A 19,920-nucleotide genomic window follows, 5' to 3' on the forward strand; every position below is an offset into this window, starting at 1 on the left:
TGTCGGGGAGGGAACCGGTGCCCCTGCATAATGCCGGCTGCCCGTGGCATGCTAGGCCTGAACGGACAGGAAATGAGGTGGGAATGATGTCACGGTGTGGCGCCCGCGGGCGTCGGCCTGCCGTACTCGGTCGCAGCCGACGCGGGCGGGTGTGGATACGGCTTCTCATCGGCGGCGCGGCCGTGTGGGCTGCGGCCTTCACGGCCACCCCGCGGGTGTGGGCGGATGCGCCGGCAGTGACCGATTTTGACCAGGCACAGGTCTCGGTCGAGCGGGCTGCCGACGCTTGGGCGGTCGATGGACCGTGGCGCCGGGCGGTGTTCATCACCCTGTACGGGGACGGTCGCGGACAACTGACGGTCAGGCCGGTGGCTACCGATGCGGTGGTCAGCTTCGCCGCCGAACACCCGTGTTGGCGGCTGGACAACAGCCTGACATTGTGGTTTCATCTGCCGGTCTACGTGCGGGAGGTTCCCAACCTGAGCAGCCAGCGATCCGTTTGAATGAGCGAGCACCATCATCGGCCATAACAGTATTTGGACATACAGTACGATGCGGGCGGATGGCTTCAGGCTCCGCCTCGTTTTTGGCCTGCCGCTGGCAGCCGTTGGCGGCGGCCAGCCCCAGTTCTGCCTCTGCATGTCGAGTCTACGTTGTCAAGTAGGAATTTTATATCCCCGTAGAGAACTGATCTGACAATCCAGCGCGGGCTGCCCGCGGCTAGGAGTGGCATGTCATGAATCAGCAACGTGTGCTTGGGATTGACCCGGGCACGGCGCGGATGGGCTACGGTGTGCTGGACGCGGAGGGGCCACGGCTGCGCCCAGTGGCGTTTGGGTGCATCGAAACGCCGGCGCACACCCCGGTGGCTGTCCGCTTGCAGATGATTTACCGCGAATTGAGCGCGCTTATTGCTAGAACTCGTCCCGAGGTTATGGCGATTGAACAGTTGTTCATGGGTCGCAACACCACCACTGCCATCAGTGTCGGGCAGGCGCGCGGGGTGGCACTCCTGGCCGGGGCAGAGGCACAACTGGCCATCGCCGAATACACGCCCATGCAGGTGAAACAGGCGGTGGTTGGTTACGGCCGCGCCGATAAAAGCCAGGTTCAGGAAATGGTGCGGGTGCTCCTGGGGCTGGCGGACAAACCGCGCCCGGACGACGCGGCGGACGCTTTGGCCTTGGCTATCACGCATGCCCACGCGGCCCCCATCGCGGAGCGCCTACGGCCGTCGGCCACGGATGGGGTAAGGAGAGGAGCGCGGTGGCCGTGATTGTGTTTCTGCGCGGCACGGTGCATGCAATCGGCGCAGGCCACGTGGACCTCGACGTGAACGGAATCGGGTACCGTGTCTATGTGCCCGCGCCCGTCACACGGCAGGTCGCTCTGGGACGCGAAGCGTTCTTGCACACCCACCGGTATGTGCGTGAGGATTCGGATGAGTTGTACGGCTTCTTGGACGAACGGGATCGGGACTGGTTTGAAATGCTGCTGCGGGTTTCTGGCATCGGGCCGAAGGGGGCTCTGCAGATTGTCTCGGACGCCGGCCGGGACGAGTTTTTCCAAGCGGTGATGCATGAAGACGCGGCGGCTTTGTGTCGACTGCCCGGCGTCGGCAAGAAAACGGCGCAGCGCATCATCTTGGAGCTGAGGGAGAAGGTCTCCGTGGTCAAGGGGACCGCGACCGGCGCAGGCGAGCCCTGGACCCCGCAGACGGCGCTCCTAGGCTCCGATGCACATCCGGAGGCGGGAGGGCTGGCCGCGGACGTGATTGAGGCCCTGATCGGGCTTGGCTATAATGAAAAGCAAGCCTACGCGGCGGTTGCCGCCGTGTTTGAAGAGGGGAAAGCCCTGGACGCGGCGGAGGCGCTGCGCGGCTGCCTTCGTTACCTGAGCGGCGCGCGCGCATAAGTCGCTCGCCGCGGGCGGGGCGGGCTTGTGGCTAGGATCTTCGAACGCACGGAAGGGGACGCATGGATGGAGGAGCGCATGGTGGCCGCTGAATGGCACCGCGAGGATGCGGCCCTGGATACGTTGCGCCCACGGTTTTTGGACGATTACATTGGCCAGAAGGCGGTCAAGGACAACCTGCGGGTGTTCATCCAGGCGGCCAGGGAACGTCAGGAGGCGTTGGACCATGTCCTCCTGTACGGCCCGCCAGGGCTTGGCAAGACCTCCCTGTCCATGATTATCGCGAACGAATTGGGTGTGAGCATTCGCGTCACGTCGGGCCCGGCCATTGAGCGTCCAGGAGACCTGGCGGCGCTTTTGACCAACCTTCAGTCCGGCGATGTCCTGTTCATCGACGAGATTCATCGCTTGCCGCGAGCGGTCGAAGAGGTGCTGTATCCGGCCATGGAGGATTTCGCCCTGGACATCCTGATTGGCAAAGGGCCCACGGCGCGCTCGGTGCGCCTGGATTTGCCTCCGTTTACGCTGGTTGGAGCGACCACGCGGGCAGGCTTGCTATCGGCGCCGCTGCGCGACCGTTTCGGCGTGATTGCGCATCTGGACTACTATACGACGGAGGACCTGGCGGCCATCGTGATGCGCACGGCAGGCATTCTGCAGTTGCCATTGGCGGCAGAGGCGGCGTTGGAGATCGCCAGTCGCAGCCGCGGCACCCCGCGCGTGGCGAATCGCTTGCTCAAGCGGGTGCGCGATTTCGCCCAAGTGCACAAGCAGCCCACGGTCACGCGCGAGGTTGCTGAGCGGGCGTTGGCGCGGTTGCACGTGGACCGCCTTGGCCTGGATGAGCTTGATTTCAGATTGCTGCGGACCCTGATTGAGAAGTTTGACGGCGGGCCAGTGGGTCTCGATACACTGGCCGCCGCCGTGGGAGAAGAGGCAGGCACGATAGAGGATGTCTATGAACCGTATCTGATTCAACTGGGCATGATTCAGCGTACCCCACGCGGTCGGGCGGCGACTGCGCGCGCCTATGAGCATTTGCATAAACCGATTCCGCCGGGCCGCTTTGCGGCAGAAGATGCGGACGCGATGGGCGGTTGAGCCGCGATGTCGGCTAAACTCCCGGGCGGATTTGGCGAGAAGACCCCCAAAAACTCCCGCGCGGCGCGAATTTATGTAGAGCGAGGTGGCAGGTGTGGGGGGATTCCCCTTTCGACGCAAAACGTCGCAGGACCCCGAACGTCTCTACCCGCTGCTCAGGTTGGCTCAGTCTGGGGACGAGCAGGCGCGCAGTGACCTAATTGAAGCTTATGTGCCGTTCGCGCTGAGGATTGCGTCACAAGCGTCGCGTCGATACATCGATCCAGACCGAGATGACGAGTTCAGCATAGCCCTGATGGGTATGAATGAGGCGATAGATCGATTTGATCCATCGAAGAAGGTCAACTTTCTGGGATTTGCGGAAACCATCATCCGTCGCCGCCTGATTGACTACTTTCGTTCCCAGCGCCTGCACGGACGCACCGTGCCCTGGACCGACTTCGACGTAGTGGATGAAGGGGACAATGTCATCAACTACGTCGAGGTGCGGACATCGCTGGATGCGTATGAAAGAGAGGAGGAGGAAAGGCGGCGACGGCAGGAGATTGAGGAATACGCCAAGCGGTTGCGGGAGTTTGGGTTGTCTTTCCAAGAACTGGTCAAGGTGTCTCCGAAACACGCGGACGCCCGGCAGAACGCCATGGAGATTGCGCGCTTGGTCGCGGCGGACGACGAGTTGCGTCGGTATGTCATGGAGCGGCGAGCGTTGCCGTTGAAGCAGCTGCAGGAGCGAGTCCAAGTGTCGCGCAAGACGTTGGAAAGACAGAGAAAGTACATTCTCGCCGTCATCCTGTTGTTGTGCGGCGATTATGCAACTTTGCAAGACTATATTTCGTAAGGCGTCCGGAGCGGCGGTAGGCCATCCGGCAGCCCGTCCTGGGGCGAAAGGAGGCGGCCCGATGCCAAGGGGGGTTGTGCTTGGCATCACTCGGCGGCATGCCATCGTTTTAACCCGCGATGGCGAGTTTTGTCGAATTCCGCGACAGAGCGGCATGTCGGTGGGTGGAGAAGTAAGCTGGGAGGCGCATCGGCACGCGTGGACTCGCGGGTGGCAGAAGGCTGCCGTGGCCGTCTGCGCAGCGGTCGTGTTCGCGGGGGTCGGGCTGCTGGGCGCGGGACAATTTTGGCCTTCGGGACGCGCCTACGCCTACGTGTCGTTGGACATCAATCCCAGTGTCTCGTTGACGGTCGACCGTCACACCCGCGTTCTGCGGGCCTCGCCGCTCAATGCATCCGGGCGCTCCCTGCTGAAACATGTGCACGTGGACGGAGATGAGCTGGGACAAGCCATCGGACAATTGGTTACGGCCACGGTCACGGGGCAGATGCTGTCTGCCGGGGATACGATTTTGGTCTCGGCGGCGCCTGCGGAATCAGGTCATGCCGTGGGTGACATTGCGTCCCGTGCGGCGGCGGCGGTGAAATCGGCCATTTCTGGGAACCCGAGTGCCAGGCGACTCCATCCGCGTGTGTATTCGTTGGACCTGTCCCACAGTGTCTGGAAGACGGCGGCAGCAGCCAAGTTGTCTCCGGGCAAGCTGGCCGCCTATTTGGCGGCGCATAAAGAAGGCGAATCGGTTGCGCTGTCCGACCTCTCCGGAGAGACATTGGCGCGGGTGCTGACCACAGCCCGGGCATCGAAATCGCTCTTGAGCACGCTCGAAAACGGGGATGACGCGGCGATAGCTTCGCTCATTCGCTCCCTGCCCGCGTCTTCCGCCCCCGCAAGCACCGCCCCGGCAGGGGCAAGCACGCCAGCAGGCGCCGCGCGATCCGACAGCGGGGGACCGTCCAACCAGCATGGACAGCCGCAGGCCGCGCAGCCGAAGGCCGGATCTTCCCCGCGGGATGCGAGTGGAACGGGAGAACCCCCGATTCAGGCGCCGTCCTCTTCTCAGGACAAAGCTGAGTATGTGCGGATTGAGGTGGGCGGTGTCACGCTCTGGGTTGAGGTGCAATCGTCAAGCGCGCCCCCGAGCGACGATGGGGGAACGGCGTCAGCCCTGAAACAGGGGGGAGCCAAGACGGCTGACCAACCGACCAGTTTTCAGACCAAGGTGCAGGCCGCGGCGCACACTGGGGGCGCCGGATGGTCCCCGGTATGGGGAGGGCGCGTACGGGCGCCGCTGAGCGAAAACCATGGGCACTCGGAGCACCAGGAGTCTCACGGTCGAATCCAGCTATGGAGTCATTCCCACGGTCACCCGTCTGGGAGGGGAGAAGGTCGCACGTCCGTTGGCGGTCCTGTGCGCACGCACGGCGACGGGTGGCTAACCCAATTCCATGCCAATCAGACCCATTCACACTCAACTGCCCATACACCGGCCAAGTCACACCGCAAGACGCGGGAAGCTGGCAAGCACAGCGTGAAAGCCAAGGCCCACGCGCACCTGCACGCGGCGATACATTAACGAACGTAGAGTCTCGCAGCGGGATGGGGCGCGTTGGTTTGTTAGGGTTGCTATGGACGTGCAAGGGCCGATGGACTGTCGGCCCTTGTTGTCTGTCCGAGGGTTTTGGGACGGACGGGTGATCCCGTATAATAGGGTTTTGATTGCGTTGCCGCTGTCTGAGGAAGGGTGAAAAGACGTGCTCGTCGAAGACTTTGATTATTCGTTGCCCGAGGAATTGATTGCCCAGACCCCGCTCGCCAATCGTGAGGATTCGCGCTTGTTGGTGGTCAATCCGCTGGATCAGACACTCCTGCATACAAGGTTTTCCTATATCGGTCAGCATCTGCAGCCAGGGGATGTGCTGGTGCTGAACAATTCGAAGGTCCTGCCGGCGAGGCTGCGTGCCGAGAAGCTGGATACCGGCGCGAAGGTTGAATTGTTGCTGTCAAGGCCGGTAAGTGAATACGAGTGGTGGGCGTTGGCGCGGCCGGCCAAGCGTTTGCGGTTAGGGTCTCGCCTGCGCCTTATGGATAATGGGATGGAGGCGGCGACCGCACAGGTGATGGAGGTGGCGGAAGAGGGCCTGCGCCGGATTCGGTTTGAGGTGGACGAGCCGATGACAGACTTTTTGGATAGGGTGGGAGAAGTGCCGCTGCCCCCGTACATCCATACACCGTTGCAAAATCGGGACCGCTATCAAACCGTTTACGCCCGCGAGCCCGGGTCGGTGGCGGCGCCGACCGCGGGCCTTCACTTTACGAAGCGGCTGCTGGATGAGTTGGCCAGGCAAGGGGTCGAGATTCATCATGTGACCCTGCATGTCGGCCTGGGTACGTTCCGCCCGGTCAAGGTGGAACACGTCGAGGAGCACACCATGCACAGCGAGGTGTACGAGGTGCCGGCATCGGTGGCAGAGGCGGTGAATCGGGCGCGAGCCGAAGGGCGGCGTGTGATAGCGGTCGGTACGACGGCGCTGCGCACGCTCGAGAGCGCGGGGGCGTGCGGCACAGTGACGGCCGGATCAGGGGAGACGGAAATCTTCATTTATCCAGGGTACCACTTTCAAATTGTCGACGGCCTGATTACCAACTTCCATTTGCCCAAATCTACCCTTCTCATGTTGGTGGCGGCGATGATGGGAACGGACTTCACAAAGCGTGTGTATGCCGAGGCGGTGGCCGAGCGGTACCGCTTCTTCAGCTTTGGCGATGCGATGTTTATCACCGCCCACGCAAAAGCGCAGGTGGCGGGCGCATGACACACCCGGTCCGTTACGAACTGTTGCGACGTTGTAGCCGTACACAGGCACGCCGCGGACGCCTGTATACACCGCACGGGGTGATTGAAACACCGGTATTCATGCCGGTGGGGACGCAGGCGACGGTGAAGACGCTGGCGCCGTGGGAATTGCGGGAAATGGGGGCGGGGATTATTCTTTCCAACACCTATCACCTGCACCTGCGGCCCGGCGAGAACCTGGTGGCGGAGGCGGGCGGGCTGCACTCGTTTATGCAGTGGCCTGGCGCCGTGTTGACGGACAGTGGGGGGTTCCAGGTGTTCAGCCTGGCCGACCTGCGCAAGATCACCGATGAGGGTGTCCACTTTCGCTCCCACTTGGACGGCAGCCGCCTGTTTTTTTCCCCGGAGACGGTGATGGCGATTGAAAACAAGTTGGGCGCCGACATAATCATGGCGTTCGACGAATGTCCTCCCTATCCGGCTGAGCGGAGTTATCTGGAGACCTCATTACGCCGGACCCTGGAATGGGCCAGGCGGTGCCTGGCGGCCCACCGGCGGCCTGAGGAACAGGCGCTCTTTGGCATTGTGCAGGGAGGCATGCACAAGGACCTGCGCCGACAGGCGGCGGAGACGCTGGTTGAACTGGATTTTCCCGGTTACGCGGTGGGCGGCTTGAGCGTCGGGGAGCCAAAGGAATTGATGTACGAGATGCTGGCTTACACGACCCCTCTGCTCCCGGATGACAAACCTCGTTACCTGATGGGCGTGGGCTCGCCGGACGACCTGTTTGAAGGGGTGGAGCGCGGTGTCGACATGTTCGATTGCGTCCTGCCGACGCGCATCGCGCGCAATGGCACCGTGCTGACGTCACGCGGCCGCCTTGTCATCCGCAACGCACGCTATGCCCGGGACTTCTCGCCGCTGGACGAGGACTGTGGGTGTCGAGTGTGTCGGACGTTTTCCCGCGCTTACATCCGCCACCTCATCAAGGCTGATGAGGTGCTCGGCATTCGTCTGACCAGCTACCACAACGTACACTTCCTGCTGAAGACGATGGAAAATATCCGACAAGCGATTGCAGAGGACCGGTTTCTGGAGTACAAGCAGGAATTCTACAGGATGTACGGGTATAATGAATAATTGACAATGCGTGAACGCATGCCCGCCGGTGTACGGGTGGGTGGTCGTGACGAGAGAGGATGTGTCGGTTTGCAGTCCAGCAGTTCGCTGATTTTTATCGTTGTCATCCTGGCTCTGTTCTATCTGGTGGTGTTTCTGCCGCAGCGGCGGAACCAACGCCGGCGCGTTGAGATGATGCGCAAGCTGTCGCCGGGGGCCGAGGTCATGACATCAGCCGGGATCTTCGGCACGGTCGTCGACGTGGGTGAGGAGCGGGTTACGGTGGAGATTGCCCCGGATGTCGCCGTTCAGGTGCACCCGCAGGCGATAGCCAATGTCGTCCGCGCCGCTTCTGACCAGGCAGCTTCAGAGTCTGTGGAGGCCCGGGACAGGGAATCCGATGAACAGGAGGACTCATCGGCCGGGGATGATTGACGTGGCCCAGGCCGGCGGGGCGCGACAAGGCCGCCTGGGTTGAGGCGGCCTTCTTCTGGATGTTAATCCTGGATGCGTGCGGTGCTCGCACCGATGATGCCTGTGAAGGCTCCGATCAAGGAGATGATGCACACGCGAAGCACGCTTGCAGGGTCCAGGGCCGTTGTGTCCGGGTACAGGCCGAGCCCGATACCCAGCATGATCCCTGCGTAGGATAGCCCCACGACGCCGCCGTAGTACCATCCCCTGGTTGTACCGGCGCGGCTGCTGGTCAGCGCACCGCAAATCACGGCGGCGCAGCGAACGCAGTAGGCGGCCGTGTCTAGTTGAGCTGCGGACGCAGTCCCGAAGTGGGCCCACATGGCCACGAGCAGAGCTCCGACGGCGGTGACGAACAGGGACCACGCGAGTCCGAACAGAACGGGAAACCGACGGAACGAGTTGGAACTGTGCTCCGCCATTGTGCATCCTCTCCTTGCAAAGGATCGGTTTTCGGTGCCGCCATGCTGATTCTATGTCCCCTGTCCATCATTTATGAAATTCATGTACAATAGATTGTGCAACGTTGGAAATTCGGGGCAATCCATCCATGACAGATAGAGACACGAGAGATACTTGAAGTACGGGATATTGCGGCGCATGGGGCGGGAGGGTGCCTTTGGAGTGGGTGAAGGCATTTGAAAAGTGACCGAGCGGCCTTAGCCAAAGTCTTCGAGTTGGGCGTAGGTTTGATTGGAATCCTCCTTGCTTGCAGCACGTTTCCGGGTTTGACCCGGATACCCCTCTGGCTGCTTCTGTATTGGTTTGCCCTCGCCATCCTGCTGGAAGCCATTCTGGTACCGATTGGCAAGACCTTAATCACCTTGATTGTCGCGCTGCCGATTGGCGTCGCCTTGGCCTACGGGGTCGCTCCGGCGGTGTGGCTGCTGGTGGTGGCCGAGCTGTGTACGCCCTGGCTGCGCCAGTCGCGGCCCCGCTGCTCCAGCGCGTTGTTTAATGCGGGCCAGTACGCCGTGAGCGCCTGGGCTATGGCGCTCGTCATGCGTGGGGTGGCCCCGTTCGACATGTCCGCGGCCGGCGGAGTGCAGCGGTTTCTTGCCGGCCTCGCCGGCGCTGCCGTGTTCTTCGTGATCAACCACGGGCTGGTTCAGGTCTGCGCCTGGCTGTGGGGACGGTTTTCTTGGCGAAGCGCCATCGAGGCTGCCGCTTGGGATGGGATGACCTACTTGATCGCGATCCCGTTCGACGTGATCATGGTGGCGCTCCAGCCTATCAATCCGGTGCTGGCCGCCGTCGCCTTTCTGCCCATCGTGTTGCTGGGCCAGTTGCTGCGCATGTACCGCAGGATGGCCCTGATGCAACAGGTCCACCAGTTGACTGGACGGCTCGCCGCCGAGTTTGACGTCGACCGCATCTGTGAAGAGGCGGCGCGCCTGGCGGCGAAACTGACGGATGCCGACTCGACCGCCGTGTTTACGCTGGACGAGCGGGATCATATCCTTCTGCCGAACGCGATTTACCCGATGGAGACTTCAACCTCTTACCAGCTGGACGGATGGCGGGAGGAGGACGGCAGCGTTGTGTGGCAGGTCGCGCGAGGCACGGGCATGGTCTACATTCCCGATGCGCACAGAGATCCGCGCCTTAGCCGCAACAGTGGATTGCCGACAGATCGGTTTCGCAGCGTGGCGATGTTCCCTCTGCGGGCGCAGGGGCACGCCCACGGCGTGGTGATGTGTTTCGCCGCCAACAGCCATGCGTTCACCAGCACCCTGGAATACGTGTCGGCGTTGGCTGCCCAGGTGGCCATGCTGCTGGAGAACGCCAAGTTGTACCAGGAACTGCAGGAGTTATCCTGGCGGGATGGCGCGACGGGCCTGTACAATTACCGATTTTTCTACGCGGCGCTCGCAGGTCGGCTGCAGGCGGCGCGCGAACACGGGCAGCCGCTCACGGTTGCCATCGTGGATGTGGATCTGTTTAAGAAATTCAATGATACCTACGGGCACCTGGCGGGGGACGCGGTGCTGAAATCGGTTGCCGGGCTCCTCTCGCAGCTCGCCGGCCCCGGTGCCATCGTCGCGCGTTACGGCGGCGAGGAGTTCGCGCTCATCCTTCCCGTCGATCCCGGCGCGGCATGGACCATCCTGGAGCGCATACGCGGCGAGATCAGTCGCCATGTGGTGGAGTTTGATGGCCACCGCCTGCAGGGCCTGACCGTAAGTTGCGGCTTTGCCTCCTTTCCGGACCACGGGAGCAACGACAGAGACCTCCTGCTCAAGGCCGACTCCGCCCTGTATTGGGGAGCCAAGCAGCGGGGGCGCAATCGCACGGTGGTCTATGCGCCCGAGTTCGACGCTCAGTTGTTCGTGGATAACCCGACGGGCCTATACACGCTGCATTTCATCAACGTGCGTTTGCGTGAGGAGTTGGCACACGGGGTCTGTACCTGGGGGGCCATCTGTCTGGACATTGAGCACTTTTCCCAAGTGAACCAGAGGTTTGGTTTCGACGCCGGGGATCAGGCGCTCAGGAAAGTCAGCCTGATACTGAAAGAGTCTCTGCGCCAGGGTGAGCTGGCCTGCCGCTACGGCGGAGACGAGTTTTTCGTCCTCCTGCCGATCCGCTCCCGCTCAGAGCTGGACGGGGTGGCGGAGCGTCTGGTGGAGGCGGTCGCCAGCCACCCTATCACGCTCGATACAGGAGTGCGCCTGGCGCTGAAACTCAACTGCCGGACGGAACTGTTCACGGAGCTGAACGACTTCACCGATTTGGCGGACCGGGTGGGAGACATGTTCGCGGAGCTGCACGCGGAGGAGGCCTCGAGGGCCTGAGCGGTTCCAGACTCAAAACATACTGCCTCCGCCCTTGGTTCATACTGACCATCAGGTGCGGATCTCATTCCCTCTTCTGGATGGCGGCGTCCGCAAGCTGGTAGCGGTTGGGGGCGGTGTGGATGTTAGAACTACCGCTGTGGCAGTTGTGTGTGCGCATCGTGGTGCTGTACCTGTCAGTCATGTTGGCCCTGCGCTTTATGGGAAAACGGGAGATTGGCCAGTTGTCCGTGTTCGATTTTGTGGTCTCGGTGATGATGGCCGAACTGTCCACTGTGCCGATGGAAGACACCCGCGTACCGCTCGTTCAATCTCTCCTGTGCATCGGCGCCTTGGTGGTGTTGCAGATCCTGGTGGCGCTGGTGCAGTTGAAGAGCCACCGATTCCGTCATTGGGTGGAGGGGGAACCGACCGTCTTGATTGAACGCGGACAGATACGCGACAAGGAGATGGCCCGCTCGCGCTACACGATGCACGATCTGCTGACCCAGTTGCGGGAAAAGGGGTTCGCCAACGTGGCCGATGTGGAGTTTGCGATTCTGGAGACGTCCGGCCAACTCAGTGTCTTTCCCCGCCCGGACAAGCAGCCGCTGACACCGGCGGACGCGGGCCTCATACCGGAATCCGCCGGCTTCCCGATGCCGCTTGTGTTGGACGGGCGGGTGGTCGAGAAAACATTGCGCCAAATTGGGCAGAGCCGAGAGTGGCTGGAGGCGGAGGTGCGCCGGCGCGGTTACGGAGAGCTGGCGGATGTCGCGTACGCCGCCATTGACGCCCAAGGGCGGCTGCATCTCGATGCCCGCGACGAGTGAGGGCGCGCCGCGAAGGCTGCGCCGTCCGCTTCCCATCTGCGGCTGACATCTGCGCCACGAGCCGCCCTCCGCCGGGAGGTTCAGGTGGTGAACGGAAAGCATCGCAACGCGCGCGCCAATAGCGGACCGATGCGCGGAATGCGCGACAGGTTGGACGAGGTCAGCACCCGCATGGCTCCCAGCAACCAGGTGTAGACGGCTCCGCCCACCGCCAGCGCCAACAGCAGGGAGAGGGTACGGGTGGGCTGCTGGGTCTGCCGCAAAAACTCCAGGACTATCAGCATGCCGAACGACGCCAAGGCAATTTTTGCGGTGTCATCAATGCGCACCGCAAACCCGATGTACCGGTAGACGTCGATAAAATTCAGCGCCGTCGTCAGCACCACAGAGGCGGAGGTCGCCAGCGCCACGCCCAGGATGCCGAGCCCCGGCCGAGCGGCCAGCAGATACATGAGGGCCAGCTGCACGACGCCGCCAATCACCGAGTTGCGCATGGCGGCTCCGGCCCGGTTGAGACCCTGCAGGATGCCGGCCAGAGGGCCACGCAGGTAGAGCAGAAAACCGCTTGGGGCCATCAGCGCCAAAATCGGGCCGACGCTGGGCTCGCCGTAGACGGCTTGGCACAGCGGCGTGGCGAACAAGGTGAGTGCGACCGACATCGGGAACCCCACCAGCGCGGTGGCTTTCCAGGTCTGCATCAGGCGCGTGCGGATGCGCTCTGGTTCCTCGTCGGCGGCAGCTTCCGACACGGCGGGGACCAAGGTGGTGGCTAGTGCGCCGGTGAACACGGTCGGAAAGACCAACAGCGGGATGGCCATGCCCCCATACTGGCCATAGAGGGTGGTCGCCGCCTGGGTCCCGTGTCCGGCCAGCGCGAGCGCCCGGGTGACCAGCACCGGTTCGGCCGCATACAGGAGCGAGCCGATGAGCCGATTGAGCGTCACTGGTGCGGCCACCTCGGCAATGGCGGACAGCGTCTGCCGGGCGGTCTCCAGGCTGCGGTTGGGTGCGTCGGCAAACACTACCGATACGCGCGCCCGCCGCCGGTATTGGATGACCAGGAAAACGAGGCCGGCCAGTTCACCGCACATCATGCCGAGCATGGCGGCGGCGGCCGCGTAGGCCAGGCTGACGTGAACCCAGTACGCGGCCAGGACCCAGACGCTGCAGATGCGGACCAGCGTCTCCAGGATGGACGCCCAGGCGGGCGGTGACATGTCCTGCAGCCCCTGAAAGTAGCCGCGGAAAATGCTGGCGATGGCAATGATGGAGACAATGGGAATCATCGCCAGGTAGGTCGGATAGGCCATCGGGTTGGTCAGCCAGTATTGTCGCACCAGGACTCGCAGCAGCCACATCAGAAGGGTGAAGAGGGCGGCCATGCTCAGGATGACCACGGTGCTGACGCGCAGGACACGCAAGGTGCGAACCTTGTCTCGCTGGACAACCGTCTCTGCGACCAGCTTGGATATCGCCACCGGCAGGCCAGCGGTGACAAAGGTCAAGATGAGGCTGAGGAGGGGGCTGACGAGTTGGAACAGGCCGATGCCTTCGGCGCCAATCAGGCGTGTGAGAAAGATGCGGTAGACGAAGCCGAGGATTCGATTGACCAGGGCGGCGGCCATCAGCACCATGGCGCCCTGGAGAAACGAACGGCGGACCACGCAGCAACCCCTCCCCGGAGAATCGGACTGGCGTCTGCCGGACACCTGCCTGTGCGCTTGGCGGCCTGCGCCGGGACGCTTGTGGACAAACGAGGCACGTCCTACAGCCATCTGTATGCGCTCTTGCCGGCGGATAGTCGCCTGTCTGCAGGAAGTCTGCCATGGGTGACGAACTTGTCTTTATGGAAATGACCAGGCGCCGGGACCACCGCTTAGGCGGATGGTCGTGGCCTGTGGGTAGGGGGAGATGAGATGGGTTGGCAGGAGGAATCGGGTCGCGACGAAGGGGCCTTAGCGGAACCCTGGCGCGGCTATGAACGTGACCTGATGAATCTTTGCGCCATCAAGGCGGAAGAGTTTCATCTGTTGGGCTACGAGCACGTGACAGCCGAGGATGTGTGGCGCTGTGTGCGTGAGCGGACGCACGGCAGCCAGCCGCTACACCGCATGGTGGAGGCCATCTTGGGGCTGCAAATCGGTCAGTTCATGAGTTACGCGACCTTGGACGCTTATCGAGGAGGCGCGGACGAGGAGGATCGACTGGCCGCGTTTCCCTGGTTTGACGGTGGAAAGCGCGGTTGATTATACTAATGGACGTGTTGTTTTCGCGGGGGGGTGCTCGAAACAGGACAGGACTGTTTTGAGCACCTCCGTCGGCGCGGTGGGGAGGACAGGCATTAATGAGGTGGGGCCGTTTTCTCGGCTTTCTAGCTATCGTCTGCATCATTCTCGGTGTGACCGCAGGCACTTCCATGAACGTCTGGAAAACCATCCGGCTCGGATTGGATCTGCAGGGCGGTATGGACTTGCTGTACAAAATTGAACCCCCGCAAGGGCAGGCCCTGACTGCGGCCGGGAAACAGGCCCTCTTACAAGCGGTGCAACTGCGCGTCAACTCTCTGGGCGTGGCCTCGCCCGTGATCGAATTGGAGAGCGGCGACCAAATCCGCGTCGAGTTGGCCGGAAACTTCAACCAACAGACGGCGGAACAAGTGATAGGCCAAACGGCGCAACTAGAGATTTACGGAAGCGCCGTGGAGAAAAACGGGAAATGGGTGCCGGCCCCCCATGCCAAGCCGCTCATCACCGGCGCTGATATCCAGCCGAACAGCGCCCAGGTAGGGCAGGACCAATACGGCAACATAGCGGTCAACCTGGAGTTCAAGGATAAACAAAAGTGGGCCAACATCACCAAGCGATACACCAAAAAGGTGCTGTACACATTCCTGAACGGGCAGTTGTTGACAGCGGCGAAAGTGAACGGGGAGATACCCAACGGACAGACGCAACTGACCGGGAACTTCACGGTCCAAAGCGCGACGGAGTTGGCCAAGGAGTTGAACGCTGGCTCTCTGCCTTACCCCTTAAAGCTGGTCAGCTCCATGAATGTCGGTCCTACCCTCGGCATGGTCTCGCTGCGGGCGACACTGTGGGCGGGCCTGGCGGCGGTGGCCCTGATCTTCATCTTCATGCTGCTTGTCTACCGGCTGGCTGGACTGGTGGCCGATTTAGCCCTGGTGGCCTATGGCTACCTCACGCTGGTCACGTTTTCCGGCATGCATGTGGTGCTGACCCTCTCCGGCTTGGCTGCGCTCGTGCTCGGCGTCGGCATAGCCGTGGATGCCAACATCATCACCTATGAACGGGTCAAAGACGAGGTGCGCGCCGGCAAGAGCCTGCAGTCGGCTGTCATTTCCGGGAACAAGCGGGCGCTGCGGACCATCATCGACGCCAACGCGACCACGTTCATCGCCGGCGCGGTGATGTATTGGTTCGGCCAGGGGGACATCCGCGGTTTTGCGGTGGCTCTGATGATAAGCATTGTCATCAGCATGTTGACGGCGGTGCTGTTGAGCCGGGCCATGCTGCTGTTGCTCACTCGCTCGGGTGCCGTCCGCCGACCGTGGTGGTATGGCGCGAGGAGAGAGGGGGTGAAGGCGTGAAGGTGCACTTTGACATCGTGCGCCGGCGGCATTGGTTCTTCGGGTTGTCGCTCGTGATCACCGTTATCGGCCTGATTGTGTGGGCCACCATGGGCTTCAACTTGGGGACCGATTTCAAGGCTGGATCACGCGTGCAGATGGACCTCGGCCAGCCGGTAAACATAGCGCAGGTGCGGTCGATGATGAGCGACGCCGGGTTGCCGGTGGGACAGGACGCCATCACCGTCGCCGGTGCCAACAAGCAGACGGCCGTCGTCCGCTTCCCGCAGGTGTTGACGCAGGCGCAGGTGGCCACCATCAATCGGCTGGAGAAACAGCAGTTTCCGCATTCGCAGGGAGCGGCCATCTCGACCGTGTCCCCATTCGTGGCGCAGCAGACCTCGCGCAAGGCGGTCTGGGCGGTGCTGCTGGCCTCGTTGTTCATCGTCGCCTACCTGGCGGTACGGTTTGAATACCGGTTTGCGCTTGCCGCCATCATCGCGCTCCTGCATGACGCGTTCATCGTGATCTCGGTGTTCGCGATGTTCCGCCTGGAAGTGGACTTGACGTTCGTCGCCGCGGTGCTGACCATTGTGGGCTACTCCATCAATGATACGATTGTCATTTTTGACCGCATTCGCGAAAACCTCAAGCTCACGCCGCCGAAGACGTACCATGATCTCCAGCAGCTGGTGAACCGCAGTCTCTGGCAGACCATGACGAGGTCCATCAACACGGTCGTGACGGTGTTGATAGCGGCGGTGATGCTGTATTTGTTCGGCGGCCAGTCGATACACAACTTCACGCTCGCCCTCATAGTCGGTCTGGTCAGCGGGGCTTACAGCTCCATCTTCATCGCGAGTCCCATCTGGTTCGTCTGGCGCGGACGGGGGCTGCCCCGCGGCGAGCCGGAAGGGGTGCCGGGCGCATAGGCGGGAAGCTTGGTGGTACGGGATGCGCTCCTCTGGGAGCGCATTCTTGATCCACGTGGAGGAGAGGCGTGTTGCAGGGGCCGACGGATCGACAAATGCAGCTTGCCGCCTGGAGCGGATTGGTGGTCAACGTCCTGTTGACCCTGGCCAAGGCGGCGGTGGGCGTGCATGCCGACAGCCGCGCTCTGCTGGCCGATGCCGTGCACTCCGGCGCGGACGTGTTCGGGTCCATCGCGGTCATGGTCGGCCTGAGGGTGGCGCGCAAGCCTCCGGACGCGGACCATCCCTATGGCCACGGCAAGGCGGAGCTGCTGAGTTCCGCGGTGGTGGCAGCGGTGCTGGTACTGGCCGCCGTGCAGGTCGGCTACGATTCCATCGGCTCCCTGTTCACCGCTGTCTCGCCGCCTTCGCCACCGGCGGCGTGGATGGCCGCCGCGGCGATTGCGGTCAAAGAGGCGCTATACCAATATTTCCACCGGCTCGGGCGGCGGCTGCACAGCCGCAGCCTGTTGGCCAGCGCCGTGGACCACCGCTCCGACGTGTTCGCCTCCTCGGCGGCTCTCCTCGGCATCGTCCTGGCCCTGGTTGGACGGTGGGCGGGCGTGCACTGGCTGCTGTACATGGACGGGGTGGCGGGCGCGTTCGTGGCTCTATTGGTGCTGAAGATGGGCTACGACTTGGCCCGGGAGACCGCCCAGCCGCTGATGGATCGGGTGCTGGAAGGGGAAGAGCTGCTGCCTTATGAGAGGTGTGTCAACGGTGTGCGGGGCGTGCGGAGGATCGACGGACTGCGTGTGCGCGATCACGGCCAGTACGTGATTGTCGACGTCAAGATCGGAGTCGACGCGGACATGACGGTGGCCCGCGGGCACGCCATCGCGGCCGACGTCAAGCAGGTGCTCATGCAGGAGTTTCCCAGGGTGCTGGACGTGCTTGTCCATGTCAACCCGTATTATCCGGATCCGCCCGTGGATAGAGGGCCCCGGGACAGCGAGGAGGGTGGAGCGTGAACACACCGCTGTGGCGCACGGCACAGGTCCAACCGGAGCGGGCGGAGGCGCTGGCCAGGCGGATGGCGATTCCGGTGCGCGTCGCGCGCTGGCTGTGCGCGCGCGGATTGGATGGGGAGGACAACCCGGCCCAGTGGCTGACTCCGTCTGCTGTCCCCTACACCCCGCCGTTCGCGTTTCTCGACATGGCGGCGGCCGTGGCGCGCATTGGGCAGGCAGTGCGTGCAGGTGAGCGGATTGCGGTGGTCGGCGATTACGATGTCGACGGGGTGACAGCCAGTGCTATCCTGATGGACACGCTGGACGCGCTGGGGGCCAAGTGCGTGTGCGTCCTGCCGCACCGGGAGCGGGACGGGTACGGGCTCTCCCACGCGCTGGTGGACCGGGCGCTGGCAGCCGGGTGCCAATTGATTGTGACCGTGGATAACGGCATTCGCGCCGGCGCTGCCGTGCTCTACGCGTTGGCGCAGGGGCTGGATGTGGTGGTCTCGGACCACCACGAGCCGGGGGAGGGACGGCCGCCGAGCCAGATTCCGGTCGTTCACTGGTCACGCGCCAGCCATCCGGATGCGCTCAAGCGGTTGTCGGGCGCCGGCGTCGCCTGGAAGCTGTGCCAGGCGCTTCTCAGCGAAGCCGGCGGACTGGCTGGACCCGCGGTGGAGCGCGCGCGGGCGGGGGAGGCGTTTCGCCTGGGCCTGGCGGCTCTGGGCGCCTTGGCGGACGTGATGCCGATGGTAGGTGAAAATCGGCGCCTGGTCGTCGAGGGCTTGGCCGCCCTTCGTCGCTGCCGCAGACCGGGTTGGCTGGCCTTGTGCGCGGTGGCGGGTCTTGATGCAGACAGCGTCACAGCGACCGACGTGCTGTGGCGGATTGCCCCGCGGTTGAACGCCGCTGGACGCATGGACACGGCCGAGCATGCGCTGGCCCTGCTGCTCGCCGCCGATCCCGGCGAAGCCCAGGCCCGCGCCGAGGAAATCGAGCGGCTCAACGGCCTGCGCAAGGCGGAAACGGAGCGGGCCTTGGCGCAGGCCAAGGTGCAGGCCCAGGAACAGATCTCGTCCGGCGCGGGTTTCGTGGTCTCCCACGGGCCTTGGCCGCTCGGCGTGGTCGGCATCGTCGCCGCCAAACTCACCGAGACGTACGGGGTGCCCGCCTTGGTGCTGGCCGACACCGGGGATACCCTCCTGCGGGGATCCGGTCGCGCTCCGGCCGGTTTTCCCTTGCACCAGGCACTGGCGGATTGCGCAGAGCTGTTCGACCACTTCGGCGGCCACGACGAGGCGGTCGGCTGCGGCCTGTCGCGGGAACGCCTGACGGACGTCCGCCAGCGGCTGAGCGCGTTCGCTGCCGCTTGGCAGTCTGAATGCCTGTCCCCGGCGAACACGCCGCAGGTTCTGGCCGATGACTACCTGCCCCTCGCCGAAGCGACGCTGGAGTTGGCGGCATGGATAGACCGCCTGGGACCATACGGGCCGGGGCACCCCATGTGGCGGTTCTGTGTCGGGCCGGTGCGCATTGTCCAAGTGCGCCGGATGGGGGACGGCCGCCATGTCCGGCTCAAGGTCAGTGAGGCCGGAGGTTGCCAGGACCTGGTTTGGTTCCATGCCCCGCCCTCGGTGTTCACGTGGAAGCCGGGCGATACGGTGACCGCGATTGTCGAGTTGGAGCAGAGCGTTTGGCAGGGCCGGGCGCGCGCCCAACTGCGGGTCATCCAGGCGGGACTCTCCAATCGCGTGCTGACACGCGAGCATTTTGCCGACCTGTACCGCCTGCTGCGGGCGCGCCGTCGTCTGCGCGCCATCGAAGCGGTGCGGGAAGCGCCAGGCTACGGACTGGATCAGGTGGCGACGATGCTCGACACGTTTGTCGAACTCGGGTTTGCTCGCTTGTCGGATCATGCGTATCATGTTGTTGAATCGGCGGCGCCGCGCGATTTGCGGGAAGCCGCACACTACCGTGACCATTTGCGGACAAACGCGGCATGGTCCGTTTGACGAAGGGTCGGTTTCATATTGGATAAGAAGGAAACTATGGAGTTTAGGCGGCTTATCCGGGAGATTCCGGATTTTCCTCAGCCGGGAATTTTATTTCGCGACATCACGCCGCTCTTGGCCGACGGCGCCGGCTACAGGCAGGCGATTGACGCGCTGGCCGAGTTTTCACGCGGGCTGCGGGCCGACTTGATAGTGGGCCCGGAGGCGCGCGGGTACGTGGTCGGGGCGCCACTGGCCTATGCTCTGGGCGTGGGTTTCGTTCCCGTCCGCAAGCGGGGGAAGCTGCCCGCGCAGACGGTGAGCGTGGAGTACCAGTTGGAATACGGCACCAATGTGCTCGAAATCCACACGGACGCGGTCGCCCCCGGGCAGCGGGTGGTGGTCGCCGATGACCTGTTGGCCACCGGCGGCACCATCGGGGCGACCATTGAGTTGGTCCGCAAGTTGGGCGGGCAGGTGGTCGGCGCTGCTTTTTTGATTGAGCTGACACACCTGCGCGGCCGGGACAAGCTGCCCGACATCACCATACGGACGTTGGTTGAGTATTGATG

General features: G+C 63.3%; 19 protein-coding genes. 17 read left to right on the forward strand and 2 right to left on the reverse strand.

The window, feature by feature from the left end; translation table 11 throughout:
* Nucleotides 1-86 precede the first annotated feature (86 nt).
* From AK2_RS01920 to yajC, 9 genes are all read left to right on the forward strand, one after another.
* Nucleotides 87-503, forward strand: coding sequence for a hypothetical protein (locus AK2_RS01920; protein ID WP_067930767.1), 417 nt, complete (start codon nucleotides 87-89; stop codon nucleotides 501-503).
* Nucleotides 504-736: 233 nt separating this feature from the next.
* Entirely contained in the window at nucleotides 737-1,276 is a 540-nt protein-coding gene (gene ruvC, locus AK2_RS01925) for a crossover junction endodeoxyribonuclease RuvC (protein WP_067930770.1), read from the forward strand.
* On the forward strand, nucleotides 1,267-1,914 hold the full coding sequence (ruvA, locus tag AK2_RS01930) for a Holliday junction branch migration protein RuvA (protein ID WP_067930773.1): 648 nt from the start codon (nucleotides 1,267-1,269) through the stop codon (nucleotides 1,912-1,914). Before ruvC ends, ruvA begins: the two co-directional genes overlap by 10 nt.
* A 66-nt stretch (nucleotides 1,915-1,980) precedes the next feature.
* Nucleotides 1,981-3,015: a Holliday junction branch migration DNA helicase RuvB gene (gene ruvB / locus AK2_RS01935; RefSeq protein WP_067930775.1), complete on the forward strand. Its 1,035-nt coding sequence runs from the start codon at nucleotides 1,981-1,983 to the stop codon at nucleotides 3,013-3,015.
* Between the two features lie 94 nt (nucleotides 3,016-3,109).
* Nucleotides 3,110-3,853 (forward strand): RNA polymerase sigma factor SigI, encoded by a 744-nt coding sequence (sigI, locus tag AK2_RS01940; RefSeq protein ID WP_067930778.1) that lies wholly within the window; start codon nucleotides 3,110-3,112, stop codon nucleotides 3,851-3,853.
* Nucleotides 3,854-3,914: 61 nt separating this feature from the next.
* Nucleotides 3,915-5,426, forward strand: coding sequence for an anti-sigma factor domain-containing protein (locus AK2_RS01945; protein ID WP_067930781.1), 1,512 nt, complete (start codon nucleotides 3,915-3,917; stop codon nucleotides 5,424-5,426).
* Between the two features lie 178 nt (nucleotides 5,427-5,604).
* Nucleotides 5,605-6,666: a tRNA preQ1(34) S-adenosylmethionine ribosyltransferase-isomerase QueA gene (queA, locus tag AK2_RS01950; protein ID WP_067930784.1), complete on the forward strand. Its 1,062-nt coding sequence runs from the start codon at nucleotides 5,605-5,607 to the stop codon at nucleotides 6,664-6,666.
* A complete protein-coding gene (gene tgt / locus AK2_RS01955) occupies nucleotides 6,663-7,787 on the forward strand; it encodes a tRNA guanosine(34) transglycosylase Tgt (protein WP_067930786.1) in 1,125 nt (374 codons plus the stop codon). Before queA ends, tgt begins: the two co-directional genes overlap by 4 nt.
* A 69-nt stretch (nucleotides 7,788-7,856) precedes the next feature.
* Nucleotides 7,857-8,201, forward strand: a complete 345-nt coding sequence (gene yajC, locus AK2_RS01960; protein WP_169794717.1) for a preprotein translocase subunit YajC — start codon at nucleotides 7,857-7,859, stop codon at nucleotides 8,199-8,201.
* A gap of 62 nt (nucleotides 8,202-8,263) precedes the next feature.
* Here yajC and AK2_RS01965 read toward each other — a convergent pair whose 3' ends face one another.
* Nucleotides 8,264-8,662, reverse strand: coding sequence for a TIGR04086 family membrane protein (locus AK2_RS01965; protein WP_067930790.1), 399 nt, complete (start codon nucleotides 8,660-8,662; stop codon nucleotides 8,264-8,266).
* A gap of 216 nt (nucleotides 8,663-8,878) precedes the next feature.
* Here AK2_RS01965 and AK2_RS01970 point away from each other — a divergent pair, with 216 nt between their 5' ends.
* The gene (locus AK2_RS01970) at nucleotides 8,879-11,035 is read left to right on the forward strand and encodes a sensor domain-containing diguanylate cyclase (protein ID WP_067930793.1); all 2,157 of its coding nucleotides are present in this window, start codon (nucleotides 8,879-8,881) and stop codon (nucleotides 11,033-11,035) included.
* A gap of 122 nt (nucleotides 11,036-11,157) precedes the next feature.
* Nucleotides 11,158-11,847, forward strand: coding sequence for a DUF421 domain-containing protein (locus tag AK2_RS01975; RefSeq protein ID WP_245632723.1), 690 nt, complete (start codon nucleotides 11,158-11,160; stop codon nucleotides 11,845-11,847).
* 80 nt (nucleotides 11,848-11,927) lie between these two features.
* On the opposite strand, the gene spoVB is transcribed toward AK2_RS01975, so the two are convergent.
* Complete coding sequence (gene spoVB, locus AK2_RS01980; RefSeq protein ID WP_067930795.1) at nucleotides 11,928-13,511, reverse strand: stage V sporulation protein B; 1,584 nt, start codon at nucleotides 13,509-13,511, stop codon at nucleotides 11,928-11,930.
* Between the two features lie 252 nt (nucleotides 13,512-13,763).
* On the opposite strand from spoVB, the gene AK2_RS16315 reads away from it, so the two are divergent.
* From AK2_RS16315 to AK2_RS02010, 6 genes are all read left to right on the forward strand, one after another.
* Nucleotides 13,764-14,093 carry a post-transcriptional regulator gene (locus AK2_RS16315; RefSeq protein WP_083520755.1) on the forward strand — a complete coding sequence of 110 codons (330 nt, stop codon included), beginning with the start codon at nucleotides 13,764-13,766 and terminating at the stop codon, nucleotides 14,091-14,093.
* Between the two features lie 98 nt (nucleotides 14,094-14,191).
* Nucleotides 14,192-15,454 carry a protein translocase subunit SecD gene (secD, locus tag AK2_RS01990; RefSeq protein WP_067930798.1) on the forward strand — a complete coding sequence of 421 codons (1,263 nt, stop codon included), beginning with the start codon at nucleotides 14,192-14,194 and terminating at the stop codon, nucleotides 15,452-15,454.
* Nucleotides 15,451-16,365, forward strand: a complete 915-nt coding sequence (gene secF, locus AK2_RS01995) for a protein translocase subunit SecF (RefSeq protein ID WP_067930801.1) — start codon at nucleotides 15,451-15,453, stop codon at nucleotides 16,363-16,365. The genes secD and secF overlap by 4 nt, the downstream gene beginning before the upstream one ends.
* A gap of 68 nt (nucleotides 16,366-16,433) precedes the next feature.
* Complete coding sequence (locus tag AK2_RS02000) at nucleotides 16,434-17,375, forward strand: cation diffusion facilitator family transporter (RefSeq protein ID WP_245632724.1); 942 nt, start codon at nucleotides 16,434-16,436, stop codon at nucleotides 17,373-17,375.
* On the forward strand, nucleotides 17,372-19,369 hold the full coding sequence (gene recJ / locus AK2_RS02005; protein WP_067930804.1) for a single-stranded-DNA-specific exonuclease RecJ: 1,998 nt from the start codon (nucleotides 17,372-17,374) through the stop codon (nucleotides 19,367-19,369). The genes AK2_RS02000 and recJ overlap by 4 nt, the downstream gene beginning before the upstream one ends.
* Nucleotides 19,370-19,405: 36 nt before the next feature.
* Nucleotides 19,406-19,918 carry an adenine phosphoribosyltransferase gene (locus AK2_RS02010; protein ID WP_067930807.1) on the forward strand — a complete coding sequence of 171 codons (513 nt, stop codon included), beginning with the start codon at nucleotides 19,406-19,408 and terminating at the stop codon, nucleotides 19,916-19,918.
* Nucleotides 19,919-19,920 lie beyond the last annotated feature (2 nt).

The organism is Alicyclobacillus kakegawensis NBRC 103104, assembly GCF_001552655.1.
Lineage (GTDB): Bacteria > Bacillota > Bacilli > Alicyclobacillales > Alicyclobacillaceae > Alicyclobacillus_G > Alicyclobacillus_G kakegawensis.